This window comes from Exiguobacterium sp. R-39, from assembly GCF_049942815.1.
Lineage (GTDB): Bacteria > Bacillota > Bacilli > Exiguobacteriales > Exiguobacteriaceae > Exiguobacterium_A.
In genome coordinates this window covers 942,073-965,714 of the sequence record NZ_CP187965.1, presented here as the reverse complement: position 1 = coordinate 965,714, position 23,642 = coordinate 942,073, and the positions used below count along the sequence as shown (strand labels likewise).

Sequence of the window (23,642 nt, the reverse complement as noted above, 5' to 3'; positions counted from 1 at the left end):
TTACATAATCGTCCGTCGTCTTTCACACTTTAGGAGGAACTTCTACATGAAACGCATGATTACAACTATGACAATGACAGCACTGATGGTTTCTGGTTTCGCTACAACGGGTATAGAAAAAGTTGAAGCAGCAACAACGTACAAAGTAAAAGTAACCGCAGACGGGTTGCGGGTTCGAACGGGTCCTTCGACTGCTTACAAAGTCGTCGGTAGTGTCAATTCTGGTCAAACTTTCAATTATTTAGGCGTGTCCGGATCTTGGACAAAAATTTCTTACGGCGGCACATCCCGTTACATCTCTTCTACATATGCTAAAAAATACAGTGTTACGACATCTACAAAAGCGTCTAGCGGATTTTCACGACCAGCCAGCGGACGGATTGCCCAAGGGTATGGTGCCGCTAGCGGTACTTACGGTTACACGTTCCATAACGGGATTGATATCGCTGCCCCAACGGGTACACCAGTTTATGCTTCTGCTGCCGGTACAGTCATCACTTCCCGGTATTACGGCGCTTACGGTAACCACATCATGATGAAGCATACCGTCAATGGAATTTCCTATACGACGGTATATGCACACTTAAGTAGTCGAGCTGTTTCTGTTGGACAAACTGTTGCCAAGGGTTCACGCATCGGTAATATCGGCAACACCGGCAACTCATTCGGCTCACACCTTCATTTCGAAATGCACCGTGGAAACTATGTTTACAGCGCTTCTTCTGCAGCAAACAGCGTCAACCCGCTGAACTATTTTAATTAAGACCTGATCTCCTCTCACGCGAATGTTTGTCTTCGCGTGAGTTTTTTTGTCGTTCGTTCGAGATGAAATCCTTTGCAAAGAATGATACGGTTATAGGACAAACTTTCCGTAAAGGAGGATTTCCCTTGAAGAAGACGCTCCCGCTTCTGCTTTCGACAAGCTTCGTACTGACCATCCTTGCCGGTTGCCAAGATCAACCGACAGCTGAAGAACGATTAGATGCCTATATCAAATTATGGGAAAAACAAGATTACGATAAAATGTATGCTGATTATGCCAGCAAGGAAACTCAAAAAACATACGGTAAAAAAGAGTTTGTCGATCGGACAAAAAAATTAGCTAATTCTCTTGCCATTGAAAAGATCTCTGTCGAACGCATGAAAACCACAGAAAACGAAGAGAAGGAACAGACAAGTTTACCGGTGAAAATTTCTTTTGAGACACTGGCCGGACCGGTTTCCTATAAAAAGGACATCCCGTTAACGTTCGAGAAACAACAAGATACGGAAAACTGGTACATTGACTGGGATTCTTCGTTTGTTTTAAAGGATTTCAAGAAAGAGGATCAAGTCCAGTTGACTACGCTCGATGCCAAACGTGGTGATTTACTTGATGTCAAAAATCAGCCTCTCGCCACGACAGGCACCGGTTACCAAGTCGGTGCCGTTGCAGGTAAAGTCAAAGATCTTACTGCGCTTGCCAAACTGCTCGATCGTCCTGTCTCTGCAATCGAAGATGCACTCGGCGCCAGTTGGGTCAAGGACGGACAATTCGTTCCGCTGAAGACGTATACAGCAAACGACAAATCAAAAATCGACCGCCTCAAGCAACTCGACGGTATCAGCGTCAAGGAAACGGAAGTCCGGACATATCCGTTCGGGAAAGCGACTTCCCATTTGATCGGCTATACCGGTTCCGCAACAGCGGATGACATCAAACAATCAAAACAAACGATCCAAGCAGGCGAACAAGTCGGAAAACGCGGTCTCGAGCAGGTACTCGACGAAACATTACGCGGGAAGTCCGGTGCCCAAATCAACATCGTTAAGCCGGATAAAACAACGGTTACCGTCGCCGAGACGGAAGCAAAGGATGGACAGGATATCGAGCTGACGATCGACGGGAAGTTACAACAAACGACCTATGCGACGATGAACGATGATCCGGGGACTGCGACCGCGATTGATCCCCGGACCGGTGAGACCCGTGTCCTGCTAAGTTCTCCCGGATTCGATCCGTCGGAATTTACAACGGGTATTTCACAGGCCCGTCTCGATACGTTGACGAACGATCCCGATCAACCGCTGTTAAACCGGTTTACGAGTGCCTTTGCTCCCGGCTCGACCCAAAAACCGTTGACGGCAGCGGTCGGCTTAAAAAGTCAAACGCTCGATCCGGAAAAAGCGTATACGATTGACGGGTTAAAGACAAAAGTCGACGGGTTCAACGTCACACGGATTCACGAGACACCGGATCCGGTCAATCTCCATAATGCCTTGGTCTACTCGGATAATATCTACTTCGCCAAATCAACACTCGAACAAATCGGAACCAAAACGTTTACTTCCGGTCTTGAAGCACTCGGGTACGGAGAAAAAATTCCCTTCACTTATCCGATGCGGGCATCACAAATTTCAAACGACGGTTCGATTGCTTCCGACGGTCAGCTGATGGATACATCTTACGGACAAGGACAGATGCTGACGAACATCCTGCACCTTGCTTCGATGTACGAAATCTTCCTGACAGACGGGACAATTTATCGACCGACGTTGCTGGCCGAAGAAAAAACGAAGCAGGTTTGGAAAAAAGACGTGCTCGACGCAAAAGATGCTGCAATGATCCGCGACGATCTGTATGATGTCGTTCATGCGGGCTACTCCTTACCGGCTGATATTCCTGAAATTAAAGTTGCCGGCAAAACCGGCACAGCTGAACTAAAGAAGTCCGGTGAAGAAAACGGTCAGGAAAACGGCTTTTTCGTCGGCTATGATAATGACAAGAAAGATTTGCTCGTTGCGATCATGATTGAATCGGTCGAGAAGGAAGACCGGGGCAGCCCGTATGTATCGGGTCTTGTCGCAGACGTTTTAAAAAGTCATGCCAACAAATGAAAAGTGATACTACAGCAAACGAGGGTGCCGGAATGAAATCCGGTACCCTCGTTTTGTCATGCTCCTATTTTTACACCGTCACGTCCGGCAGGCGGGCTGCCATCAATTGTTCAATTGCCGTTTCATCCCCTTGCTGCAACAATTCGACGATTTTACTGCCAACGATGACACCAGCGACACTTGTACTGAGCTGACGGACGTGTTCCGGTGTACTGATCCCGAAGCCAGCCATGACCGGAACCGGACTCAGTTGCGCCACTTTCGCCAAATGCTGTTCAAGTGAATCCCCGAAGTTGGTTTGTCCCCCTGTCGTCCCGTTAACGGTCACGGCGTAAAGGAACCCTTCGCTGCGCGTCGCAAGTTTTTCAATTCGTTCGATTGGACTTGTCAGCGAGACCAGTTGAACGAGTGCGATGTCTGTTTTATTGCGTCCGGCAAAAAACTGATCGCTTTGTTCGAGTGGCAGATCGGGAATGATCAACCCGTCGACACCGACTTCACGGCACGTCGATAAAAAGGAATCAATACCGAAGCGGAAGATTGGATTCAAGTACGTCATGACGACGATTGGCACGCTAGTTGACTGACGCGCAATCCGGATCGCCTCAAGGACATCCTTCAAACTGATTTTCTCTGCCAGTGCCCGTAGTCCTGCTTCCTGAATGACCGGACCATCGGCAACCGGATCGGAAAACGGCACCCCGACTTCAATCGCCGTCGCACCGGATTGTTCAAGAAACGCTAAAATATCCGGCAGACGATCGATGCCTCCGTCTCCTCCCATGACATACGGGATAAACGCTTTTTCACCACGTGCGTTAACTGTTCGGATCGCTTGTTCTAATCGCATCATGCTTCCCCCTTCAAGGCATTTCTGACGGTCATGACATCTTTATCGCCGCGTCCTGAAAGACAGATGACGACAACTTCTTCCGGTTGCATCCCTTTTGCGAGTTCCGTCGCCTGTGCGACGGCATGAGCCGACTCCAGTGCCGGAATGATGCCTTCTTTTTGACAGAGCAGTTGCAAGGCATCGAGTGCCTGTTGATCCGTTACTGCTTCGTACTGAACACGGCCGATGTCTTTTAGCAGGCTGTGTTCCGGTCCGACTCCCGGATAGTCCAGTCCGGCTGAAATCGAGTGTGCTTCCGTGACTTGACCATGCTCATCCTGTAAGAGATACATCATTGAACCGTGCAGGACACCGACCTCACCTTTAGACATCGTGGCGGCATGTTTCTCCGTCTCGAGTCCGTTTCCGGCTGCTTCGATGCCGTACAATGCGATTTCTTCATCGTCGATGAACGGATGGAACATGCCAATTGCGTTGCTTCCGCCTCCGACACAGGCAACGATGGCTTCCGGTAACTTGCCTTCTTTTTCAAGGATCTGCGCCCGTGTTTCCTTACCGATGATCGCTTGGAAATCACGGACGATTTCCGGGAACGGGTGGGGGCCGAGGACCGATCCCATCAAGTAATGCGTATCGTCGACGTGTTTGACCCAGTAACGTAACGCTTCATTGACAGCATCTTTTAACGTCCGGCTTCCTTGCGTTACCGAAACGACTTTCGCGCCGAGCAACTCCATCCGGAAGACGTTTAATTCCTGGCGCCGGATGTCTTCTTCTCCCATAAAGATGACGCATTCGAGATCAAGTAGCGCACAGACGGTCGCCGTCGCGACACCGTGTTGTCCGGCACCGGTCTCGGCAACAATTTTCCGTTTCCCCATCCGTTCGGCGAGTAGTGCTTGCCCAATCGTATTGTTGATTTTATGGGCACCGGTATGGTTCAAATCTTCGCGTTTCAAGTAGATTTTTGCGCCGCCGATCGCCCGCGTCAAATGTTCCGCGTAATAAAGCGGTGTTTTTCGTCCGACATAATTTTCGAGTAAATCATTCATCCTTTCATGAAACGCCGGATCTTCTTTCACTTCGGCATAGGCTTGTTCGAGCTCAAGAACGGCTTGCATCAACGTTTCCGGAATGTAACGTCCTCCGTAGATTCCGTATTGTCCCAGTGCATCAGGTTGTGAATAACGTGTCATTTAAAAGTCTCCTTTACGGCATCATGAAATGCCTGCATTTTTTTCGTATCTTTTTGACCATTCGTTTCAATACCGCTTGAGACATCAACAGCAAACGGCTGATACCGTTCAATCACTTGTCCGACGTTATCTGCCTGCAGACCACCGGCGACGAACATCGGTTGATCGACCCGTAGATCGGTTGTCCAATCAAAGGTTTGACCGCTTCCCGCTTCCGGTGCATCAAATAACACATAATCGGCGTCCCGATGAACCGTAATCTGTGTTCCGGCTGCGAGCGCCTGAATGACCGGCACCCGCTTCTCCCGGTACAGCTCATCCGTGACCTGCCCGTGAAGCTGAATCAAATCCAATCCGACCTGCTCAATCGCTTCCTCGACTTCCTGTTTCGTCGGAGAGACGAAGACACCGACGACCTGGACCGTCTCCGGAATTTCTGCCCGAAGCCGTGCTGCTTCCGTCAATGTGACCTGCCGCTTGCTCGGAGCAAAGACGAATCCGATGTAGTCGGCCCGTTCGATGGCGAAATGGACGTCTTCTTGCCGCTTCAGCCCACAGAACTTAATACGTGTCATGTTTCACTCCGTTGACGGCTTGAATGAAGGTTGCCGGATCTTCCGCCCGCATTAACGTTTCCCCGATTAAAATTCCGTCTGCACCTGCCGCGTGAAGCATCTGCGCTTCAGCAACGGTCTTGATACCGCTCTCACTGATATAGCGGACATCCGTTGATTTCGTTTTGAGTAACTCGATTGACGTGTCGAGACTGACTTCGAATTTCTTCAGGTTCCGGTTGTTGATGCCGATGATTTTCGCCTGCAACCGTTCCGCCCGTTCCAGCTCCGCCGCATCGTGCACTTCGACCAATACTTCGAGGCCACTCGCATAAGCATAGGCGTATAGATCGTGTAAGGTTTCGTCGTCAAGCGCCGCAACGATCAACAGAATCAAACTGGCACCATGCGCTTTCGCGAGATCAATCTGGATCCGGTCGATCATAAAGTCCTTACACAGCACCGGAACGTTGACTGCTTTCGTGACGGCCGCTAAATCTTCCATGCTTCCTTTAAAGTACGTTTGATCGGTCAAGACCGAGATGACCGTTGCCCCACTTGCCGCATACCGTTTCGCCTGTTCAACAGGATCGACATGCAATGAAATGTCACCCTTTGACGGTGAAGCCCGTTTGATTTCGGCGATGACGGATAAATCCGTCCCTCCAAGTGATTGATGAATCGACTGGTTGAGCTTCCGGGGTTCCGCCGCTCTGACCCCGTCGATTTTCAGACGGGCGACTTCCTGTCGTTTCGTCTCGATGATGCGGTCTAATATATTCATCCGATTGCCTCCTGTTGTTTCATCCGTTGTAAATAATGTAATTTTTCAAGTGCCCGACCGGAATCGATGCTTTCCGCCGACCGTTCGATTCCTTCGCGAATCGTCTCGACCCGCCCTTCCGCAAACAAAGCGATTCCGGCATTGAGTAAGACGGTATCCCGGTATGGACCCGCTTCCCCGCGGAGGACCCGCAAGAGGATTTCCGCATTTTCTGCAGCCGTACCGCCACGGATGGCTTCGAGTGGCGCGACCGCCAGTCCAACTTCTTCCGGGTGAAGACTGAACCGGATCAACTCGCCTTGATCGAGCAGCACCAATTGATTTGTTCCTGCGAGTGATGCTTCATCCATCCCACACGCTCCGTGTAAGACGATGGCACGTTTTCGTCCAAGCCGATGTAAGGTCAAGGCCATCGTCTCAAGCAAATCTTCCCGGTAAATTCCGAGTAACTGTGTTTTTAATGGTACCGGATTCGTTAGCGGTCCAATCAGATTAAAGATTGTCGGAATCCGTAAATCGCGGCGGACTTTCATGATCTGTTTGACACGCGGGTGCATCCGTTGGGCGAACAGAAACGCAATCCCGTTTGCTTCAAGCAACTTCGCAATGTCTTCTGCCGTCACATCGAGCGGGACACCGAGTGCTTCGAGTACATCGGCACTGCCCGTTTTGCTTGAGACACTCCGGTTTCCGTGTTTTGCTACTTTGGCTCCGGCACCGGCCAAAACAAATGCCGCTGTCGTACTGATGTTAAAGGATTGGGAACCGTCGCCGCCTGTTCCGCAGTTATCGATAAAATCCGTTCCCGTCACCGGAATGTCGAGTGCGACTTCCCGCATGATGGAAGCAAGACCGGCCAGTTCTTCCGCCGTTTCACCTTTGGCTTTCAGTGCAACGAGAAAAGCTGCAATTTCACTGTCTGTGACATCTGCCGCAAATAAGGCGCGGGCCGCCTGTTGCATTTCATCAAAGCGGAGATGATTGGCATTCGTCAATTTCGTCAATACGTCCTTCATTCCTGTCACTCCTTCGTCAGTTCGATAAATCGTTGAATCATTTGTTGTCCAAACGGGGTTCCGATCGATTCCGGGTGAAACTGAATCCCGTATGTCGGATGTGTGTGGTGTTCGAGTGCCATGATTGTTCCGTCATCGGTCACGGCGGTCACTTCCAGTACTTCCGGTAAGCTCGTCCGCTCGACGATCAAAGAATGGTAACGCATGACGTCGAGTTGTTCCGGAAGACCGGTAAACAATCGTCCGGTTTGCCGGATTGTTGATGTCTTTCCGTGCCGGATCTCATCCGCTTCGATGACACGGCCGCCAAATGCTTGACCGATTGCCTGGTGTCCGAGACAGACACCGAGTATCGGGATCTTTCCGGAGTATGTCTCAATCACGTCGAGGCAAATACCGGCATCACTCGGATGACCCGGTCCCGGCGATAAGATGATTCCAGCCGGATTCAAGTCGGCAATCGCGCTCACTTCAATCGCATCATTTCGGATGACTCGGATCTCATCGTAGACGGCTGCATATTGATACAGGTTATAGGTAAAAGAATCATAGTTGTCAATCAGTACAATCATTTCCAGACCTCCAGTAACGACTTCGCTTTATGCAACGTCTCTTCATACTCCAAGGTCGGATCAGAATCATAGACTATACCCGCTCCGGCCTGAACGTACGCTTTTCCGTGTTGGATGACCATCGTCCGGATGGCGAGCGCAAAATCAAGATTTCCGCTGACATCAAAATACCCGACCGCTCCGGCATAGACTTCCCGTTTTTTTGTCTCATATTGATTGATCAACTGCATCGCCCGAATCTTCGGGGCTCCCGAGACGGTACCTGCCGGCAGACAGGAAATCAATGCGTCCGCTCCTGTACGTCCTTCCGCAAGTCTTCCTTCGACGACGGAAACGAGATGCATGACATTTTTAAAGCGTTCGATTTCCATTTGCCGTGAAACATGAATGCTGCCGATCTGACAGACTTGACCGAGATCGTTTCGACCCAAGTCAACGAGCATCCGGTGCTCAGCCTGCTCTTTTTCGTCGTTCAGTAACTCATCCGCCAGTTGTATGTCTTCCTGTTTTGTTTTGCCGCGGGGGCGTGTCCCGGCAATCGGATTCGTCGTGACATGACGGCCTTTGACTTGAACCAGGCTTTCCGGGGATGCGCCGAGGACGATGACTTCTCCCAAATCAATGTAAAAGAGGTACGGGCTCGGATTGTCCTGCCGCAACTTCCGGTAAAAGTGGAACGGATCACCGGCGAATGTTGCGTCTAACCGTTGTGACAGCACCAGTTGGAAGACATCACCCTGCCGAATATGCTGTTTTGCCTGCTCTACGAGCGAAATGAACGTTTCTTTCTCAATCTGCGGTTGGTAGACGATATTTTCAAGCGGCCGTTCGATCCGCGTCTGTTGACCGGTTTGTTCGAGCTGCGTTTTACGGATATGCAGCTTCCGTACCATCTCCTGCCGGTCGGTCAGCCCGCCGAGTGACGTATGAATCAAATGCACGCGGTGTTCCAAATGATCGTATAAAATGATTTCGTCATAGACCGCAAGCAGTGCGTCCGGTAAATTCCGATCACTGTCCGGCACAGGTCCGATGTTTTCATAGGCCCGAATCGCATCATAGCCGACATAGCCGATTGCGCCGCTTAAAAATGGAACCTCGAAATCCGTTGTTCCCCGTGTCACAGACTGTTGCAGAAGTTGGACCGGATTTCCTGTCATCGTTACGGTTTCTTCCGTCTGAAGATGATGTCGTGTCACTTGACTGCCTTCCGCCCGAAGCAGTTCAACCGGATTAACACCGATGATCGAGTAGCGACCGTTCCCGCCGCTCGCCGAACTTTCAAGCAGACATTTCCGGTCTCCTTCCAGATGTAAAAAGATCGAAATCGGTGTTAACTCATCGCCGTTCATTTCGATTTGTTCGATTATCAATTGTTCTGTCTCGATCATCCTGTTCGCCTCCTGATATAAAAAAAGTCCTCCATACAGCAAATGCCGTATGGAGGACGATAGACTCGCGGTGCCACCTCACAATTGGAACAAAAACGTTCCCACTCTTTCCGATGCGTCTTGACGAGACATCGTAGCCTGAGATAACGGGGGCTTCCGTCACGACCTACTTACCGTTCAGTCCTGCTCTCATGAGACCATTCATCACACATCCTTGTACGGAAGTCCCACCATTCTTCCGCTCTCTGAAACAACGATTTGTCTGATTACTTAACTCATTCATCGATTTATTTATTCAATTGAATACGAAAAGGGTTTTCCCATCCATTCATGATAAACATGAAGGACGGGAAAACCCGCGGTACCACCTTCGTTGACTAGTGCTAGTCCCCTCGAACGAACCGGTCACCCTGATTCGTCGTCCCTGATAACGGAAGGTACCCGTCAGAGCCTACTGTAAGTTCGGTCTGATGCTCAGAAGTCCATTCACCTGTTTCCCGATACTGATTCGCACCACCCATCAGCTCTCTTGAATCGTTTCATAGGTTACTTCTCTTCGTCATTGCGTCTGTATTGTTTAATTGTTTTTATGTTACGTTGGAAACCGTTTTCTGTCAACAGATTTGTCTGAATCAATATAAAGACAGTTGATTCGGGTCAATTGATTCGAGTGACTGTTTGACTGTCTGCAGGAATTGACCGGCCACGAGTCCATCGAGCACCCGGTGGTCAATCGACATACAGAGGTTGACCATATCGCGTGCTGCGAACATCCCGTTGACCCAGACCGGACGTTTAACGATCGATTCGACGGATAAGATTGCGGCTTGCGGGAAGTTCAGAATCGGTGCTGACTGAATCGATCCGAATGATCCGGTATTGTTGACCGTAAACGTTCCGCCCTGCATTTCGCTTGATGACAGGCGTCCGGCTTGCGCGCGTTTACCGAAATCATCAATCGACCGGGCAAGTCCTTTAATGCTGAGCTCGTCGGCATTTTTGACGACCGGTACGAATAAAGCTTCCTGTGTCGCGACTGCCAGTGACAGGTTGATCGCTTTTTTCTGAATGATCTTGTCACCCGCCCATGTCGAGTTCATGATCGGATGTTTCTTTAGGCCTTCAACCGTGGCTTTCATGAAGAACGGCAGGAATGTCAATTTTACGCCTTCTTGTTTGAAGAAAGCGTCTTTATGGCGGTTCCGGGCTTCAACCAAGTTTGTCACGTCAACTTCAATCATTAACCAGGCATGCGGTGCTTCGTGCTTAGAACGGACCATGTTCGTTGCGATTGCCTGGCGGACACCCGCTGTCGGAATTTCGATGTCTCCGTCTTCTGTCGTGCTTGCAGTTGATTTAGCTGCTTGCGGACGTGACGGTTGCGCGGATTCCCGTTGCTCAGCCGGTTTTGCTGCCGGAACCGACTCAATCGTCGGTGCTTCGACTGTATCCGGTTGCTTGATTTGTCCGGTTTCGACAATTTTTAACAAGTCTTTCCGGGTAATCCGGCCACCGGCACCCGTCCCCGAAACCTGTTCCAAATCGATGCCGTGTTCAGCCGACAACTTCAAAACGGCTGGTGAATAACGTTTCTTCATCGACTGATCACTCGAGACCGGCGTTTCTTCAATCGCCGGAACAGCTTCTTCCGTTGCCGCGACTTCTGTCGATCCGCCGCTGACTTGCAAGGTTACGATTGCTTCTCCGACTTGCAGCGTATCTCCTTCTTCAGCAAGCAGTTTGTCGATGACGCCGTCAAACGACGACGGTACTTCTGCCGTGACTTTATCAGTAATGACTTCCGCAATCGGATCATACTTTTTGACCGTATCACCTGGTTTGACGAGCCAAAGGGAAATCGTCCCTTCCGTTACACTCTCACCAAGCTGTGGCATCGTTAATGTTTCGGTTTTCATTGACGTTTCCTCCTTAGTACGCGTGCAGCGTCCGGATTTTGTCCTCGATTTTTTCACTCGAGACGTTAAAGAATTTCTCCATCGTCGGAGCGTATGGCATCGCCGGTACATCCGGACCGCAGAGACGCTCGATCGGTGCATCGAGATCAAACAACGCTTCTTCTGCGATGATGGCGGATACTTCACTCATGACACTGCCTTCTTTGTTGTCCTCTGTCACGAGCAAGACTTTTCCGGTTTTCCGGGCTGCCTCGACGACCGCTTCCCGGTCAATCGGATAAACGGTCCGTAAATCAAGAATATGAACATCGATGCCGTCTTTCTCAAGACGTGCCGCTGCGTCAAGGGCGAATTGAACACAAAGACCGTACGTGATCACCGTCAAATCTTCGCCTTCCCGTTTGACATCAGCTTTGCCGATTTCAACGATATAATCCTCTTCCGGTACTTCACCTTTCAGGAGACGGTATCCGCGCTTATGTTCAAAGAACAACACCGGATCATTCGAACGGATTGCTGCCTTTAGCAGCCCTTTAGCATCGTACGGATTCGACGGAATGACGATTTTTAAGCCCGGTGTCGAATTGAACATCGCTTCGACGGATTGTGAGTGGTAAAGTGCGCCGTGAATTCCGCCGCCGAACGGTGCCCGGATGACGATCGGGCACGACCAGTCATTGTTCGAACGGTAACGGATTTTCGCCGCTTCACTGACGATCTGGTTGACGGCCGGCATGATGAAATCAGCAAACTGCATTTCAGCAATCGGTCGCATCCCGTACATCGCAGCCCCTATTCCGACACCGGCGATTGCACTCTCAGCGAGCGGTGCGTCGATGACACGTGCTTCCCCGAACTGTTCAAGTAATCCTTGTGTCGCCCGGAAAACGCCACCGCGGACGCCAACGTCTTCTCCGAGGACGAAGACCGATTCGTCGCGTTCCATCTCTTCTTTGATTGCGCTGTTGATTGCTTCGATTAAACTTAATGTCGTCATTTCGTTTCCCCCTCATCGTACACGTAACGGAGTGTGTTTTCAGCTGTATCATAGGCTGCTGCTTCCGCATAAGCCGTCGCTTCGTCTACTTCCTGCTCAAGTTTCGCTTCGATGTCTTGTGCCGTTTCTTCCGTTAAGACACCCATCTGAATTAATTTTTCACGGAACAGTTTAACTCCGTCACGTGTTTTCAGTTCAGCCAGTTCTTCTGCCGAACGATACGATTTATCGTCATCATCCGATGAATGGGGAACAAGCCGTTCGACTTCGACTTCAATCAACGTCGGACCATCACCGCGAAGACCACGCTCACGCGCTTCTTTGACCGCTTTATAGACCGCAAGCGGGTCAATTCCGTCAATCGTTACACCCGGCATCCCGTATCCGATTGCCCGGTCGGCGACGTGTTTCGCCGATAATTGTTTCGAAAGCGGCGTTGAAATCGCGTATTTATTGTTTTCACAAAACAGGATGACCGGTAATTTATGAATGCCGGCAAAGTTCGCCCCTTCATGGAAGTCGCCCTGGTTCGATGAACCTTCGCCGAATGAAACGTACGCGACAAGCGGTTCTTGACGCATCTTTGCAGCGAGGGCAATCCCGACGGCATGCGGAACTTGCGTCGTCACCGGGCTAGATCCCGTGACGATGTTTAAAGCACGCGAACCGTAATGACCCGGCATTTGCCGTCCGCCGGAGTTCGGATCTTCCGCTTTTGCGAAAGCGGACAACATGATGTCACGTGACGTCTGACCGAAATGCAACACGACGCCGAGATCGCGGTAGTACGGCAGGATATAGTCCGTCCCTTTTTCAAGCGCGTAAGCGGCGCCGACTTGGGCCGCTTCCTGCCCTTGACAGGAAACGAGGAATGGGATTTTTCCAGCCCGGTTCAACTTCCACATCCGTTCGTCAATCTTGCGTGCCCGGACCATCGTTTCGAACATTTGAATCGCATCTTGCTCCGTCAAACCCAGTTCGACGAGCTCTTTGAATTCTATTTTTTCCATCTGTTTTTCCTCCTTAGGCGTGAACCGCTAATCCGTCAACTGCAAGTGCTGCTTCACCGAATGCTTCTGAAAGTGCAGGGTGTGGGTGGACGAGTTGTCCGACTTCCCATGCCGTTGCATTCAGGACAAGGGCAAGACCGCCTTCACTGATTAATTCAGTTGCTTTTGGTCCAACGATATGGACGCCGACCAAATCATCTGTTTTCGCATCGGAAACGAGTTTAATAAATCCTGCCGCTTCCCCTTCAATCCGGGCTTTTCCGAGACCGTTAAAAGAGAACATCCCCGTTTTGACGTCCAGTCCCGCTGCGACAGCCTCAGCTTCCGTCAAGCCGACCGAGGCTGCTTCCGGCACACTGTAAATACAACGTGGAACAAACGCATAGTTCAGTGGTGTCGTCGAACCGTTGACAATCGTCTCGACCGCTTTTGCACCTTCTGCCGATGCGACATGAGCGAGTTGCAGACGTCCGATGACATCACCAATCGCAAAGATGTGATTATCCTTCGTCCGGAACTCATCATCCACCTGGATGAAGCCGTTCTCAACGACGATGTTCGTATTTTCAAGTCCGATGCCCTCGACATTCGCCATCCGACCGATCGCGACCAACAACTTATCTGCCGCAAGCGTCGTTTTGTCGCCGTTACGGTCGACATCAATCGTCACGCCGGACTCGGTTAACTGGAAACTGTCACTTTGTGCTGCAGCACTCGTCATGATTTTGACGCCGCGCTTTTTGAGCTGACGGGCTACTTCCCGGCTGACAGCTTGATCTTCTGTCGGTAAAATCCGGTCGCTGAACTCGACGACCGTGACCTCTACGTCAAAGTCCGTCAACATCGACGCCCATTCAATCCCGATGACACCCCCACCGATAATGACGATCGATTTCGGTAAGGCGTTCATGTCGAGCGCCTCATCCGAACTAAGCACATACTCGGAATCAAAGGCCAGACCGTTCAATGGACGTGGACGCGAGCCTGTCGCGACAATCAATTGACGCGGTAAGATCAACTCGCCGTCGCCCTCTTCCGGCTCGACGCTGATTGTTCCCGGCATTGGTGAAAAGATGCTTGGTCCAAGAATCGAACCGCGGCCGTGAAAGACTTCGATTTTTCCTTTTTTCATCAGATGCTGGATGCCGGATTCGAGACCATCGATGATCTCTTGTTTCCGTTGTTTGACCTGTTCGAACCGTAAAAACGATTCCGGTACGTCGACGCCGTATGTAGCGGCGTGTTTTACTGTCTGATAGACGGCTGCCGACTTTAAAAATGCTTTGGACGGGATACATCCACGATGCAGACAGGTTCCCCCGAGTTTTCCTTGTTCTACGATTGCTACCGTTTTCCCGGCTTGTGCAGCACGAATCGCTGCGACATATCCACCGGGTCCACCACCTAGGACAACGACGTCGAATTCTCTAGCCATGTTAGTTCGCCTCCATATTCCTTCACTTGTTCCTCTTGACGCAGTACACGTAAAACGCCTTCTGCGAGCGCACGTAACTCATCTTCACCCGGTATCCGGATGACAGATCCGATGTGTGCGATCCGTTCTTCAATCGCTTTTGTTAACCGGTCACTGTATGCGAGTCCGCCCGTTAAAATGACAGCATCGACTTGACCATATAAAACAGCACTTTGGGCCGCGATCTCTTTTGCAACTCGGTAGGCCATCGCCTCATACAGCAGAGCGGCTTTTTCATCGCCGTCGTCAATCCGACGTTCGATTTCGACCGCATCATACGTGCCTAAGTGCGCGACAAGTCCGCCTGACCCAACGACCAGACGCTTCATTTCCTCGAGTTTATACTTGGTACTATAACATAGTTCTACTAGTTGACCAACAGGCAGGGACCCGCTTCGTTCCGGTGAAAAAGCACCTTCTCCGTCAAGTCCATTGTTCACGTCAATCACACGTCCGTTCAGATGAGCACCGACTGTGATTCCGCCACCCATATGGGCTACAATCAGCCGTAACTGCTCGTATGGTGTGCCAATCTCTTTCGCATACCGTTTCGCGACTGCTTTTTGATTCAAGGCATGGAAAATACTTTTCCGTTCGAGTTCAGGTAAGCCTGTAAGGCGGGCAATCGGTTCCAGTTCATCTACGACGACCGGGTCGACGATGAAGGCGGGAATCGAGAGCATTTGACCAATCTCATCCGCAAGCAGTCCGCCAAGATTCGAAGCATGAACGCCAAACGTTCCGCTTAACAAATCATCACGCATTTCTTGATTGACCCTGTATGTCCCGCTGACGAGTGGACGAAGCAGACCACCACGACCGACGATAGCCGTAAGCGCTTTCAATTCAATTCGTTCTTGTGCCAACACATCAAGGACGACTTGTCGTCTGATCTTCAGCTGATCTGAAAGCGGTCCTCCGACCGCTTCAGCTGAATGGCGCAACGTTTTTGTAAACACTTGCTCTGTCCCATCAAAGATTCCGATTTTCGTTGAGGTTGACCCCGGATTGATGGTTAAAATACGTTCGCTCATTGAAATCCTCCTCTGATTTAACCGCGTGATCCCAGAATGTTTTTATCGCGACGTAAAAACTGGCTGCGGGCACTGCCCATTGTCGCAATCCGTTCTTCCGCCATTTTTTCCGCTGCCCGGTAAGTCGGCAGATGATCACGTTTTGCAATCTCGATGACTTTCGCTACTGCATCATAGACCAGTTCCACTTTTTTCATCGCACGTTCCCGGTTATACCCGTCGAGTTCGTCCGCCACATTGATGACGCCGCCTGCGTTGATGACGAAGTCTGGTGTATAGAGAATACCGCGTTCCTGAAGCATGTCCCCATGACGGTCTTCTTTAAGTTGGTTGTTCGCGGCACCGGCAATGATCTTGACTTTTAGTTGTGGAATCGTCTCATCATTTAATGTCGCACCCAGGGCACACGGTGCAAAGATATCAGCATCGACACTATAAATTTCATCCGGTCCGACGACCAAAGCACCAAACGCTTCTTCCGCACGGCGTAACGCATCTTGATTGATATCCGTGACAATCAATTTTGCGCCTTCTTCGTGCAGATGACGGCATAAGTTAAAGGCAACGTTACCAACGCCTTGAATCGCGATTGTTTTTCCGCCGAGTGAATCTGTACCGTACACTTCTTTGGCTGCAGCTTTCATCCCGCGGTAAACACCGTACGCCGTGACAGGTGACGGATTACCACTTGATCCGAATGCCGGGCTGACGCCTGTTACGAAGTCCGTTTCCATATGAATGTAATCCATATCGGCTACTGTCGTATTGACGTCTTCCGCTGTGATGTAACGTCCGTTTAACGACTGTACGTAACGACCGAATGCACGGAACAACGCTTCTGATTTTTGAGTCTTCGCATCACCGATGATCACGGCTTTCCCGCCACCAAGGTTAAGACCGGCTGCGGCATTTTTATATGTCATGCCTTTTGCCAATCGTAACGCATCAATCAAGGCTTCCTCATCCGACGCATAGTTCCACATCCGGAGTCCGCCGAGTGCCGGTCCGAGTGTCGTATCATGAATCGCGATGATGGCTTTTAACCCTGAGACTTTATCGTGACAAAAAACGACCTGTTCGTAATCTTCCATTGCCATTGTTTCAAAAATACTGAATCGTGCTTCTACGTTTGTTTCAACCATCGTTAGTTCCCCCTTAGATTGTTTGCTTGATTTTTTTGGTAGGCTGCGCATTAAGTAAAGCAAAGGCCAATGAATACAGTTTCGCTTCCGCCGTATCGGCCCGACTCGTCAAGACGACCGGTGCTTTAGCTCCGACCAAGATAGCGGCGACCGAAGCGTGCGCAAAATACATCAGTGATTTATAAATCACGTTTCCGACCTCAATTTGCGGAACGACGAGTAGATCGGCTGCCCCCGCAACGTCTCCTGTCAATCCCTTTTGTTTCGCCGCTTCTAAATTGACAGCATTATCGAGAGCGAGTGGACCGTCAACAAGGCAATCCTTGATTTGTCCGCGTCGATTCATTTGTGTCAGTAAGGCAGCATCAATCGTTGCCGGCATCGTCGGATTAACGACTTCGACAGCCGCTAACACCGCCACTTTCGGCAAGGAGTATCCGACTGCCCGAAGTGCGGTCACTCCGTTTTCAATGATGTGGACTTTATCTTCCAGTGTCGGTGCGATATGAATCGCAGCATCGGTCAATCCGATAGCTGTCTCCCGTCCCGGTACTTCAAACAACGCAACATGGGACAACACATTTCCTGACCGTAAACCCGTTTCCTTATTTAAGACGGCTTTCATGAACGTTGCCGTCGGAACGAGTCCTTTCATCAAGACATCCGCATCCCCTTTGCGGACGGCATAAGCGGCACGCTCGGCTGCTTCTTGTGCCGTGGCCGTATGCGTGATGACGAATTGCGCCTCACTCAGCTGCCGATCATGGATCATTTTTTGAATACGTGTCGCATCCCCAAACAAATGAAAACGGGCTAAATCGTTCTCAATTGCCAACGCCACGGCATCCATTACTTCTTCATCATCTGCTGATGCAATCGCAACGACTGCATCTTCAAGATCTGCTGCCTGCTGAACCATCTGTTCAAACCTCAAGCCATTTCCCCCCTTACCTGTCATTCTCTTTATTTAATAGCAATTTTCATGCCAATTTTAAAACGACGATATACCAACATTCACTCCTTTATTTTTGCATGGAATTGCATTTATTTGCAATATGTTGCATGCAATAAACTGCAAATCAACATCGGATATTAAACCGCTCCACTTTGTAATAAAGAGCTCGTAAAGAGATGCCTAATTGTTTAGCCGCTTCAGTCTTGTTTCCATTTACAACATCAAGCGCCTCCCGAATCAATTGTTCTTCCACGTGCGACATCTCATCCGACAGGTGTTTGATTTCTTTTTTCGGACGTTCCGATCGTTTAGGTGGCGTCGAAACTACCAGTTGCAAATGACCTTTTCGTAAGACCTGCTCCGTTTTATCCGTAAAAATCAGTGCACGTCCGATGACATTTTCGAGTTCACGGACGTTTCCTTTCCACGTCTGTTTTCGAATGGCATCCAAAGCGTCTTCGGAAACCCGTTCGACGGATCGTCCGTAACTTTGATTTAATTTACGCAACAGATGTGTCGTCAATGGCGCAAGATCGTCAGGTCGTTCACGGAGAGCCGGAATATGAATCGGTAACCGGTTGATGCGGTAATATAAATCTTCCCGGAATTCCCCGGTGATGATTTTTTGCTCGAGATTGGCATTCGTCGCTGCAATGATTCGGACATCGACCGGGACCGCTTTAGCTCCGCCGACTCGAACGACTTCATTTTCTTGCAACACCCGTAACAACTTCGCCTGGACATCAAGCGGCAGTTCACCAATCTCATCTAAAAACAGAGAGCCGCCATGCGCTTCTTCGAAATACCCTCGTTTCCCGCCACGACGGGCTCCCGAGAACGCTCCGTCTTCATAACCAAACAACTCGCTTTCAAGCAGGCTCGGTGCAATCGCTGCACAATTGACCCGGACGAATTGTTCATACCGACGATCACTTGCAGCATGAATCGCATGTGCAAACAATTCCTTTCCGGTACCGGATTCTCCCCGGATTAAGACATTGACCGGCATCGTCGCTGCAAGCTTCGCCTGATCGACGACAAAACGCATCGATTCACTTTCGGCGATGATGTCATCAAACGTGTATTTCGCTTCAAGCGTCCGGATTTTTTGTTTGGCAGCTTTCAGTTCTTTCGTTAATGCCTTCATTTCCGAGATATCCCGAATGACACCAACGGATCCCCGTACTTGACCATCAACGACGACAGGAGCTGCATTCACGATAATATCCCGTCTGTCTTGACCAATCTTCATCCGGGCATCGCGGACACTTTCCCCCGTTTCGAGTACCCGTAAATGGACAGATTCCTGCATCCCGATATCAGCACTTGCCGGTTTACCGATGACGTCATCCTCTGTATAACCGGTCATTCGCGTATATGCCGGATTGATCAGCATCGTCTCACCCGCCTGATCAGCGACTGAAATCGCTTCGCTCGTACAATGAATGATCGCTTCGAGCATCCGCTCCTTTTCTGCCAGCCGTTCCAGTAACACACGAACGAATTCTCCCGGTAAAACGGCGGCGTCCGGAAAATAATGAATCAATTGTTCAAGCACACCGTGTTCTCCGGTCGCGTCAATAATAAAATCAATGGCTGTTCCCTGAAAAGCCGCCCAAGTTTTTTCTACCCGGATTTGTCCCCGTTTTGCGAGTTGAACGCCTGTCGCGTGTTCGTCTGAATCGACGACCCCGATAACCGTCAACAAAGGCGAACGTTGAAAAGCATGTAATACTTCTGTTCCACCGCGCCCCGCACCAACAATCAAGAGATGATGCATTCTGATTCCCCCTTTGAAACTGCTTACATCTTTATCCTACCTGTATTAAAACAGGAGGGCAAATCGAATTCGCAGTCATCTGGATTTTCTGATACAATACGCTTGGAAAGGGGTCACAATCATGCGAATCATCGGTCTATTATCTTTATTCATCCCGGGCATCATCGGTGCCATTGGCATCAAGTTGATGCGGGACAGTGTTTTCTTAAAAGCTCAGTTTCCCTTCCGGTATCTAGGGGATTCTGCCTATGTATATGTTTTACAAGGGTTCACCGGTTTAGCGTTAGCTATTGGTGGCATCGGTTTCGTCGCAGGTTATGTTTTTTACCGCGATCGTAAACGTGGCAAAGTATCGGATCGTTATCAAAAAAAATAAGCACACAAAAAGGTCCCCATCTCTTGAACTCATTTCAAGCGCGGGACCTTTTATTCATATAAAGTTGGTTTCACTTACGGATGAACTCCTCTCATAGTAGAACTATTCGTGTACTTCAAAACCATAGGTTGTCCTCTTAATGAAGAGGTTGAAAGAAATCAGATTTGGCTATCGGGCGATCGATAGAAAGATATAGCTACTCCATCATCTGACTTTACTTGGACCTAGGTGAAGCATAATGTCATCCGCTTAACGCAGTCGATCATTCGGTTGCTAACATTCACTGCTAGACAACACTCCTTTTCACGAACTGTACTTGTTACGGGTCTTGCTTGGTCTTGCTTGGTCTTGCTTGGTCTTGCTTGGTCTTGCTTGGTCTTGCTTGGTCTTGCTTTGGACGTTTATTTTACGTTACCCTCCACTTTTTCCTTGCTTCGAAATCGTGAAGTTTCATACCTGTTTGAAATAAATCTTCCAAAAAAGATATGAAATGCCTTGGTAAAAACTCTACCAAGAGAATGTCGTCCATCATTCTTGAGCCGTTTACAGGTGGCGACCTGAGATGAAATGTGTTGAACGGTTTTCCGGGAACCAATTCAACTCGACGTTCATCTGACGTCTTTCCAAATCATTTGGTACCTTTATTATAACAAACATTTCAGTTTATGCAACATTTATTTAATGAATATTCAGTTTTTATTTATCTAGTAAAAAAAATCAGGATTATACGGATACGTTCATCCGCACAAACCTGATTTTTCTCTGTTCAAGATCCATTCATATGGTTTGACACATAAGAAATGAACTCGGAATTTTTTGGACTTTTCTGTTGTTCAATCCGTCCGTTGAATAAGGTATGTTCACTCATACCTTCTTTCCAGGCCGACTTAATCGCATGACGCATCGCCCGTTCGACACGAGAAGAAGTTGTTTCATGTTTTTTAGCAATCATCGGGTATAACTCTTTTGTGATCAACCCCAATAAATCTTCTCGTTCGAGTACCATCAAGACGGCATCTTTTAAGTACGTGAACCCTTTGATATGCGGAGCGATCCCAATTTCCCGTAGCGTGGTTCCGACTTTCGTTTCAACCGGTTCTGCTTGGTTCGTCTGAACACCGTGAACGACCAGGCGGATTTTATTGACGAGTTGATCCAGACTAAACGGTTTTAATAAAAAGTAGGCAGCGCCCAGTGAAACCGCTTGTTGCGATACTTCATCTTTTCCGAACGCACTTAACATGATGACAGCCGGACTGTTCTTTTGATTCATCAATGCTTCCAAGACACCTAACCCGTCGAGATGAGGCATGATGATATCTAATAACAGGACGTCCGTCTCGACATGTTCCAATTTCTCGAGGCAACTCTCGCCATTATAGGCGACACATACCACTTCCATGTCTTCTTGGGCAGATAGATGTTGCCGAATCAATTCGACCATCTCACGGTTATCATCTGCAATCCCCACTCTAATCAATTGTTACACCCCATTTTTAAGCGATTCCTTCATATGCATTGCCTGTTCCATCAGTTCTTCCGCATGACGCAACGTCAAATCCGTCATATGTGTACCGGAAATCATCCGTCCCAGTTCATTTCCGCGCTCCGAATCCGTCAGAACGTTGACCTGTGTCGTCGTCCGGTCCGTCTCTTCGATTTTCCGGATATACAGATGTTGATCCGCAATGGAAGCGACTTGAGGCAAGTGAGTGATACACAACACTTGACTGTCGATCGACAGACGATAAATCTTTTCCGCCATCGCTTGAGCGACACGTCCTGATACGCCTGTATCCACCTCATCAAAAATGATGGATGCTACACCGACTGAACGCGAGAAAATCGATTTCAGACCAAGCATGATACGTGACAATTCGCCGCCTGAAGCAACTTTTCCAAGTGATTTAAACGGTTCTCCAGCATTCGTCATGATATAGAACTCAACGAAATCGATTCCGTTTCTACGTAAAGTCGGTACCTTTCCGTCCTGTAGGAAACGAATTTCAAACCGGGCTTTTTCCATATACAACTGACGCAGCTCGAGATGAATCGCCTCACCTAAAAGATGAGCTTCTTTTCTCCGGACTTGGGACAACTCGCCACCGATCTCGAACAGTTCCGTTTCCAACTGTTCCACTTCTGTTTTCAGTTTCTCAATCCGCTCATCCCGGTTTGTCATCGCATCCAGTTCCACACCGATTTTTTTCCCGTAGGCGATGACTTCTTCAATCGTCGCCCCGTATTTCCGTTTCAACTGTTGGAATACGGATAGACGGAGTTCGATTTCATCAAGCCGATTCGAATCAAACTCTAATGTCTCCAGTTGATCACGGACCGCATACCCGACTTCCTCCATCGCATAAAATGCATTCGCCAGGGTATCACTTTGACCTGAAAACTCGTCATCGATACTTGAAGCCTGCTGCAATTCACGCATCGCGTCTCCTACGGAATCGATACCGCGTCGTTCATCATGCAACGCATCGTAAGCCGCACTGAGAGAAGCATGAAGCTTTTCGAAGTTCGCTAACCGGTTTCGTTCGCTCAACAACTCTTCTTCTTCTCCTTTTCGGAGTTTCGCACTATCGATTTCTTCCGTTTGAAAGGACAGCAAATCGATGCGTTGCGCTAATTCCTGCTCGCTTTGCGCCAACGCTTGTAAGGCATCACGTTTTTCTTCATACTGCTGAAAACGTTCTTGATACCGTTCGAGAATCGGAGCAATCGTCGCATGTCCGAAATCATCCAAAATCGTTTGATGATACGTACTTTCCATCAAATGTTGATGTTCGTGCTGACCATGCAGATCGACAAGCGCCCGTCCGAATTCCCGCAAAATCGTCAACGTGACTAATTTATGATTGACGCGACAGACACTTTTTCCGGAAGCAAACAAATCACGTCGTAAAATAATCATGCCGTCTTCCATGTCGATCCCGTACTCTTCGGCTAACGAATACGCCATATGACCGTCTTCAATCATGAAAAGACCCTCTAATTCAGCCTTGTCCTCACCGTACCGAACAAATTCAGCAGACCCGCGACCACCGATCAGTAATCCAATCGCATCCAGCACGATCGATTTGCCGGCTCCTGTCTCTCCGGTCAAGACCGTCATACCTTTTTTAAAATCAATCTGTAGCTGGTCAATGATTGCAAATTGTTTTATCGATAGTTCAGCTAACATCTTGTCAACTCCTTACAACATTCCTAAAATACGTTCAGTCACTTCCGTTGCTGCTTCTTCGTTTCGCGTAATCATCAGTATCGTATCGTCTCCACAGACCGTACCGAGCAACTCCGGCCAGTTTAAATGATCAAAGAGGACACCTAATGCGTTGGCATTCCCCGGTAAGACATGCATGACAATCAAATTTTGAGCAGAATCAATCGAGATGAAGCTATCTCCGAGTAACCGGCGTAACTTTCCAAGTGGATTGAACCGCTGATCGGCAGGTAAACTGTATTTATATCGTCCATCATTTAACGGTACTTTTACGAGATGGAGTTCTTTAATGTCCCGAGAGACGGTAGCCTGCGTTACTTTATACCCTGCATTTCGAAGTTCCTCGACCAACTCATCTTGTGTTTCGATTTCTGACTGCGTAATGATTTCCCGAATCTTGATTAACCGTTGCCCCTTTGTCATCCTTGCACCTCACAGTTTTTCTTCACTGATACTATTGTAATCCAATAATTCGATAAAAGTCCA

At 49.1% G+C, this 23,642-nt stretch carries 21 protein-coding genes and 2 other annotated features; of the genes, 3 read left to right on the top strand and 18 right to left on the bottom strand.

Annotated elements, in window-relative coordinates:
• The first annotated feature begins 46 nt into the window (after positions 1-46).
• The gene (locus ACP26N_RS04960; protein WP_131503109.1) at positions 47-763 is read left to right on the top strand and encodes a peptidoglycan DD-metalloendopeptidase family protein; all 717 of its coding nucleotides are present in this window, start codon (positions 47-49) and stop codon (positions 761-763) included.
• A 125-nt stretch (positions 764-888) separates the two neighbouring features.
• Positions 889-2,877 (top strand): penicillin-binding transpeptidase domain-containing protein, encoded by a 1,989-nt coding sequence (locus tag ACP26N_RS04955; protein ID WP_426354924.1) that lies wholly within the window; start codon positions 889-891, stop codon positions 2,875-2,877.
• Positions 2,878-2,947: 70 nt separating this feature from the next.
• Here ACP26N_RS04955 and trpA read toward each other — a convergent pair whose 3' ends face one another.
• From trpA to ACP26N_RS04880, 15 genes are all read right to left on the bottom strand, one after another.
• Positions 2,948-3,727 (bottom strand): tryptophan synthase subunit alpha, encoded by a 780-nt coding sequence (trpA, locus tag ACP26N_RS04950; protein WP_426354922.1) that lies wholly within the window; start codon positions 3,725-3,727, stop codon positions 2,948-2,950.
• Positions 3,727-4,926: a tryptophan synthase subunit beta gene (gene trpB, locus ACP26N_RS04945; protein WP_426354920.1), complete on the bottom strand. Its 1,200-nt coding sequence runs from the start codon at positions 4,924-4,926 to the stop codon at positions 3,727-3,729. The genes trpA and trpB overlap by 1 nt, the downstream gene beginning before the upstream one ends.
• Positions 4,923-5,501, bottom strand: a complete 579-nt coding sequence (locus ACP26N_RS04940) for a phosphoribosylanthranilate isomerase (RefSeq protein ID WP_426354918.1) — start codon at positions 5,499-5,501, stop codon at positions 4,923-4,925. The genes trpB and ACP26N_RS04940 overlap by 4 nt, the downstream gene beginning before the upstream one ends.
• Positions 5,488-6,264, bottom strand: a complete 777-nt coding sequence (trpC, locus tag ACP26N_RS04935; protein WP_131503114.1) for an indole-3-glycerol phosphate synthase TrpC — start codon at positions 6,262-6,264, stop codon at positions 5,488-5,490. Before trpC ends, ACP26N_RS04940 begins: the two co-directional genes overlap by 14 nt.
• A complete protein-coding gene (gene trpD / locus ACP26N_RS04930) occupies positions 6,261-7,280 on the bottom strand; it encodes an anthranilate phosphoribosyltransferase (RefSeq protein ID WP_131503115.1) in 1,020 nt (339 codons plus the stop codon). The genes trpC and trpD overlap by 4 nt, the downstream gene beginning before the upstream one ends.
• Before the next feature lie 5 nt (positions 7,281-7,285).
• Positions 7,286-7,852, bottom strand: a complete 567-nt coding sequence (locus ACP26N_RS04925; protein ID WP_188005257.1) for an anthranilate synthase component II — start codon at positions 7,850-7,852, stop codon at positions 7,286-7,288.
• A complete protein-coding gene (trpE, locus tag ACP26N_RS04920) occupies positions 7,849-9,243 on the bottom strand; it encodes an anthranilate synthase component I (RefSeq protein WP_426354916.1) in 1,395 nt (464 codons plus the stop codon). The genes ACP26N_RS04925 and trpE overlap by 4 nt, the downstream gene beginning before the upstream one ends.
• A 49-nt stretch (positions 9,244-9,292) precedes the next feature.
• Positions 9,293-9,535 (bottom strand) — a binding site (T-box leader).
• Between the two features lie 47 nt (positions 9,536-9,582).
• Positions 9,583-9,815, bottom strand: a binding site (T-box leader).
• Positions 9,816-9,875: 60 nt separating this feature from the next.
• Positions 9,876-11,159, bottom strand: a complete 1,284-nt coding sequence (locus ACP26N_RS04915; RefSeq protein ID WP_426354914.1) for a dihydrolipoamide acetyltransferase family protein — start codon at positions 11,157-11,159, stop codon at positions 9,876-9,878.
• Positions 11,160-11,172: 13 nt separating this feature from the next.
• Positions 11,173-12,156: an alpha-ketoacid dehydrogenase subunit beta gene (locus ACP26N_RS04910; RefSeq protein ID WP_131503119.1), complete on the bottom strand. Its 984-nt coding sequence runs from the start codon at positions 12,154-12,156 to the stop codon at positions 11,173-11,175.
• Positions 12,153-13,166, bottom strand: a complete 1,014-nt coding sequence (locus ACP26N_RS04905) for a thiamine pyrophosphate-dependent dehydrogenase E1 component subunit alpha (RefSeq protein ID WP_114596332.1) — start codon at positions 13,164-13,166, stop codon at positions 12,153-12,155. The genes ACP26N_RS04910 and ACP26N_RS04905 overlap by 4 nt, the downstream gene beginning before the upstream one ends.
• A gap of 13 nt (positions 13,167-13,179) precedes the next feature.
• Complete coding sequence (gene lpdA, locus ACP26N_RS04900) at positions 13,180-14,601, bottom strand: dihydrolipoyl dehydrogenase (RefSeq protein ID WP_131973176.1); 1,422 nt, start codon at positions 14,599-14,601, stop codon at positions 13,180-13,182.
• The gene (buk, locus tag ACP26N_RS04895; protein ID WP_188005255.1) at positions 14,571-15,674 is read right to left on the bottom strand and encodes a butyrate kinase; all 1,104 of its coding nucleotides are present in this window, start codon (positions 15,672-15,674) and stop codon (positions 14,571-14,573) included. Before buk ends, lpdA begins: the two co-directional genes overlap by 31 nt.
• A gap of 17 nt (positions 15,675-15,691) precedes the next feature.
• Positions 15,692-16,816: a Glu/Leu/Phe/Val family dehydrogenase gene (locus ACP26N_RS04890; RefSeq protein ID WP_114596335.1), complete on the bottom strand. Its 1,125-nt coding sequence runs from the start codon at positions 16,814-16,816 to the stop codon at positions 15,692-15,694.
• A gap of 13 nt (positions 16,817-16,829) precedes the next feature.
• A complete protein-coding gene (yqiS, locus tag ACP26N_RS04885; protein WP_131973178.1) occupies positions 16,830-17,750 on the bottom strand; it encodes a phosphate butyryltransferase in 921 nt (306 codons plus the stop codon).
• Between the two features lie 145 nt (positions 17,751-17,895).
• Positions 17,896-19,551 carry a sigma 54-interacting transcriptional regulator gene (locus tag ACP26N_RS04880; RefSeq protein ID WP_426354910.1) on the bottom strand — a complete coding sequence of 552 codons (1,656 nt, stop codon included), beginning with the start codon at positions 19,549-19,551 and terminating at the stop codon, positions 17,896-17,898.
• A 121-nt stretch (positions 19,552-19,672) separates the two neighbouring features.
• On the opposite strand from ACP26N_RS04880, the gene ACP26N_RS04875 reads away from it, so the two are divergent.
• Complete coding sequence (locus tag ACP26N_RS04875; RefSeq protein WP_131503124.1) at positions 19,673-19,927, top strand: DUF2627 family protein; 255 nt, start codon at positions 19,673-19,675, stop codon at positions 19,925-19,927.
• Between the two features lie 766 nt (positions 19,928-20,693).
• Here ACP26N_RS04875 and spo0A read toward each other — a convergent pair.
• Genes spo0A through ahrC form a run of 3 tightly spaced genes read right to left on the bottom strand, consistent with a single transcriptional unit; the run spans position 20,694 to position 23,579 of the window.
• Positions 20,694-21,407 carry a sporulation transcription factor Spo0A gene (spo0A, locus tag ACP26N_RS04870; RefSeq protein WP_131973180.1) on the bottom strand — a complete coding sequence of 238 codons (714 nt, stop codon included), beginning with the start codon at positions 21,405-21,407 and terminating at the stop codon, positions 20,694-20,696.
• A gap of 3 nt (positions 21,408-21,410) precedes the next feature.
• Positions 21,411-23,117, bottom strand: a complete 1,707-nt coding sequence (recN, locus tag ACP26N_RS04865; RefSeq protein ID WP_131503127.1) for a DNA repair protein RecN — start codon at positions 23,115-23,117, stop codon at positions 21,411-21,413.
• A 12-nt stretch (positions 23,118-23,129) separates the two neighbouring features.
• Positions 23,130-23,579: a transcriptional regulator AhrC/ArgR gene (ahrC, locus tag ACP26N_RS04860; RefSeq protein WP_131503128.1), complete on the bottom strand. Its 450-nt coding sequence runs from the start codon at positions 23,577-23,579 to the stop codon at positions 23,130-23,132.
• Between the last annotated feature and the right edge of the window lie 63 nt (positions 23,580-23,642).

Bases quoted from the DNA above. Each gene is read 5' to 3' on its own strand.
- lpdA (WP_131973176.1), bottom strand. From the start codon at position 14,601: ATGGCTAGAGAATTCGACGTCGTTGTCCTAGGTGGTGGACCCGGTGGA.
- ACP26N_RS04960 (WP_131503109.1), top strand. From the start codon at position 47: ATGAAACGCATGATTACAACTATGACAATGACAGCACTGATGGTTTCT.
- ahrC (WP_131503128.1), bottom strand. From the start codon at position 23,579: ATGACAAAGGGGCAACGGTTAATCAAGATTCGGGAAATCATTACGCAG.
- trpA (WP_426354922.1), bottom strand. From the start codon at position 3,727: ATGCGATTAGAACAAGCGATCCGAACAGTTAACGCACGTGGTGAAAAA.
- ACP26N_RS04940 (WP_426354918.1), bottom strand. From the start codon at position 5,501: ATGACACGTATTAAGTTCTGTGGGCTGAAGCGGCAAGAAGACGTCCAT.
- ACP26N_RS04875 (WP_131503124.1), top strand. From the start codon at position 19,673: ATGCGAATCATCGGTCTATTATCTTTATTCATCCCGGGCATCATCGGT.
- ACP26N_RS04880 (WP_426354910.1), bottom strand. From the start codon at position 19,551: ATGCATCATCTCTTGATTGTTGGTGCGGGGCGCGGTGGAACAGAAGTA.
- ACP26N_RS04915 (WP_426354914.1), bottom strand. From the start codon at position 11,159: ATGAAAACCGAAACATTAACGATGCCACAGCTTGGTGAGAGTGTAACG.
- trpB (WP_426354920.1), bottom strand. From the start codon at position 4,926: ATGACACGTTATTCACAACCTGATGCACTGGGACAATACGGAATCTAC.
- trpD (WP_131503115.1), bottom strand. From the start codon at position 7,280: ATGAAGGACGTATTGACGAAATTGACGAATGCCAATCATCTCCGCTTT.
- ACP26N_RS04890 (WP_114596335.1), bottom strand. From the start codon at position 16,816: ATGGTTGAAACAAACGTAGAAGCACGATTCAGTATTTTTGAAACAATG.
- ACP26N_RS04925 (WP_188005257.1), bottom strand. From the start codon at position 7,852: ATGATTGTACTGATTGACAACTATGATTCTTTTACCTATAACCTGTAT.
- ACP26N_RS04905 (WP_114596332.1), bottom strand. From the start codon at position 13,166: ATGGAAAAAATAGAATTCAAAGAGCTCGTCGAACTGGGTTTGACGGAG.
- buk (WP_188005255.1), bottom strand. From the start codon at position 15,674: ATGAGCGAACGTATTTTAACCATCAATCCGGGGTCAACCTCAACGAAA.
- recN (WP_131503127.1), bottom strand. From the start codon at position 23,117: ATGTTAGCTGAACTATCGATAAAACAATTTGCAATCATTGACCAGCTA.
- trpE (WP_426354916.1), bottom strand. From the start codon at position 9,243: ATGATCGAGACAGAACAATTGATAATCGAACAAATCGAAATGAACGGC.
- ACP26N_RS04910 (WP_131503119.1), bottom strand. From the start codon at position 12,156: ATGACGACATTAAGTTTAATCGAAGCAATCAACAGCGCAATCAAAGAA.
- trpC (WP_131503114.1), bottom strand. From the start codon at position 6,264: ATGAATATATTAGACCGCATCATCGAGACGAAACGACAGGAAGTCGCC.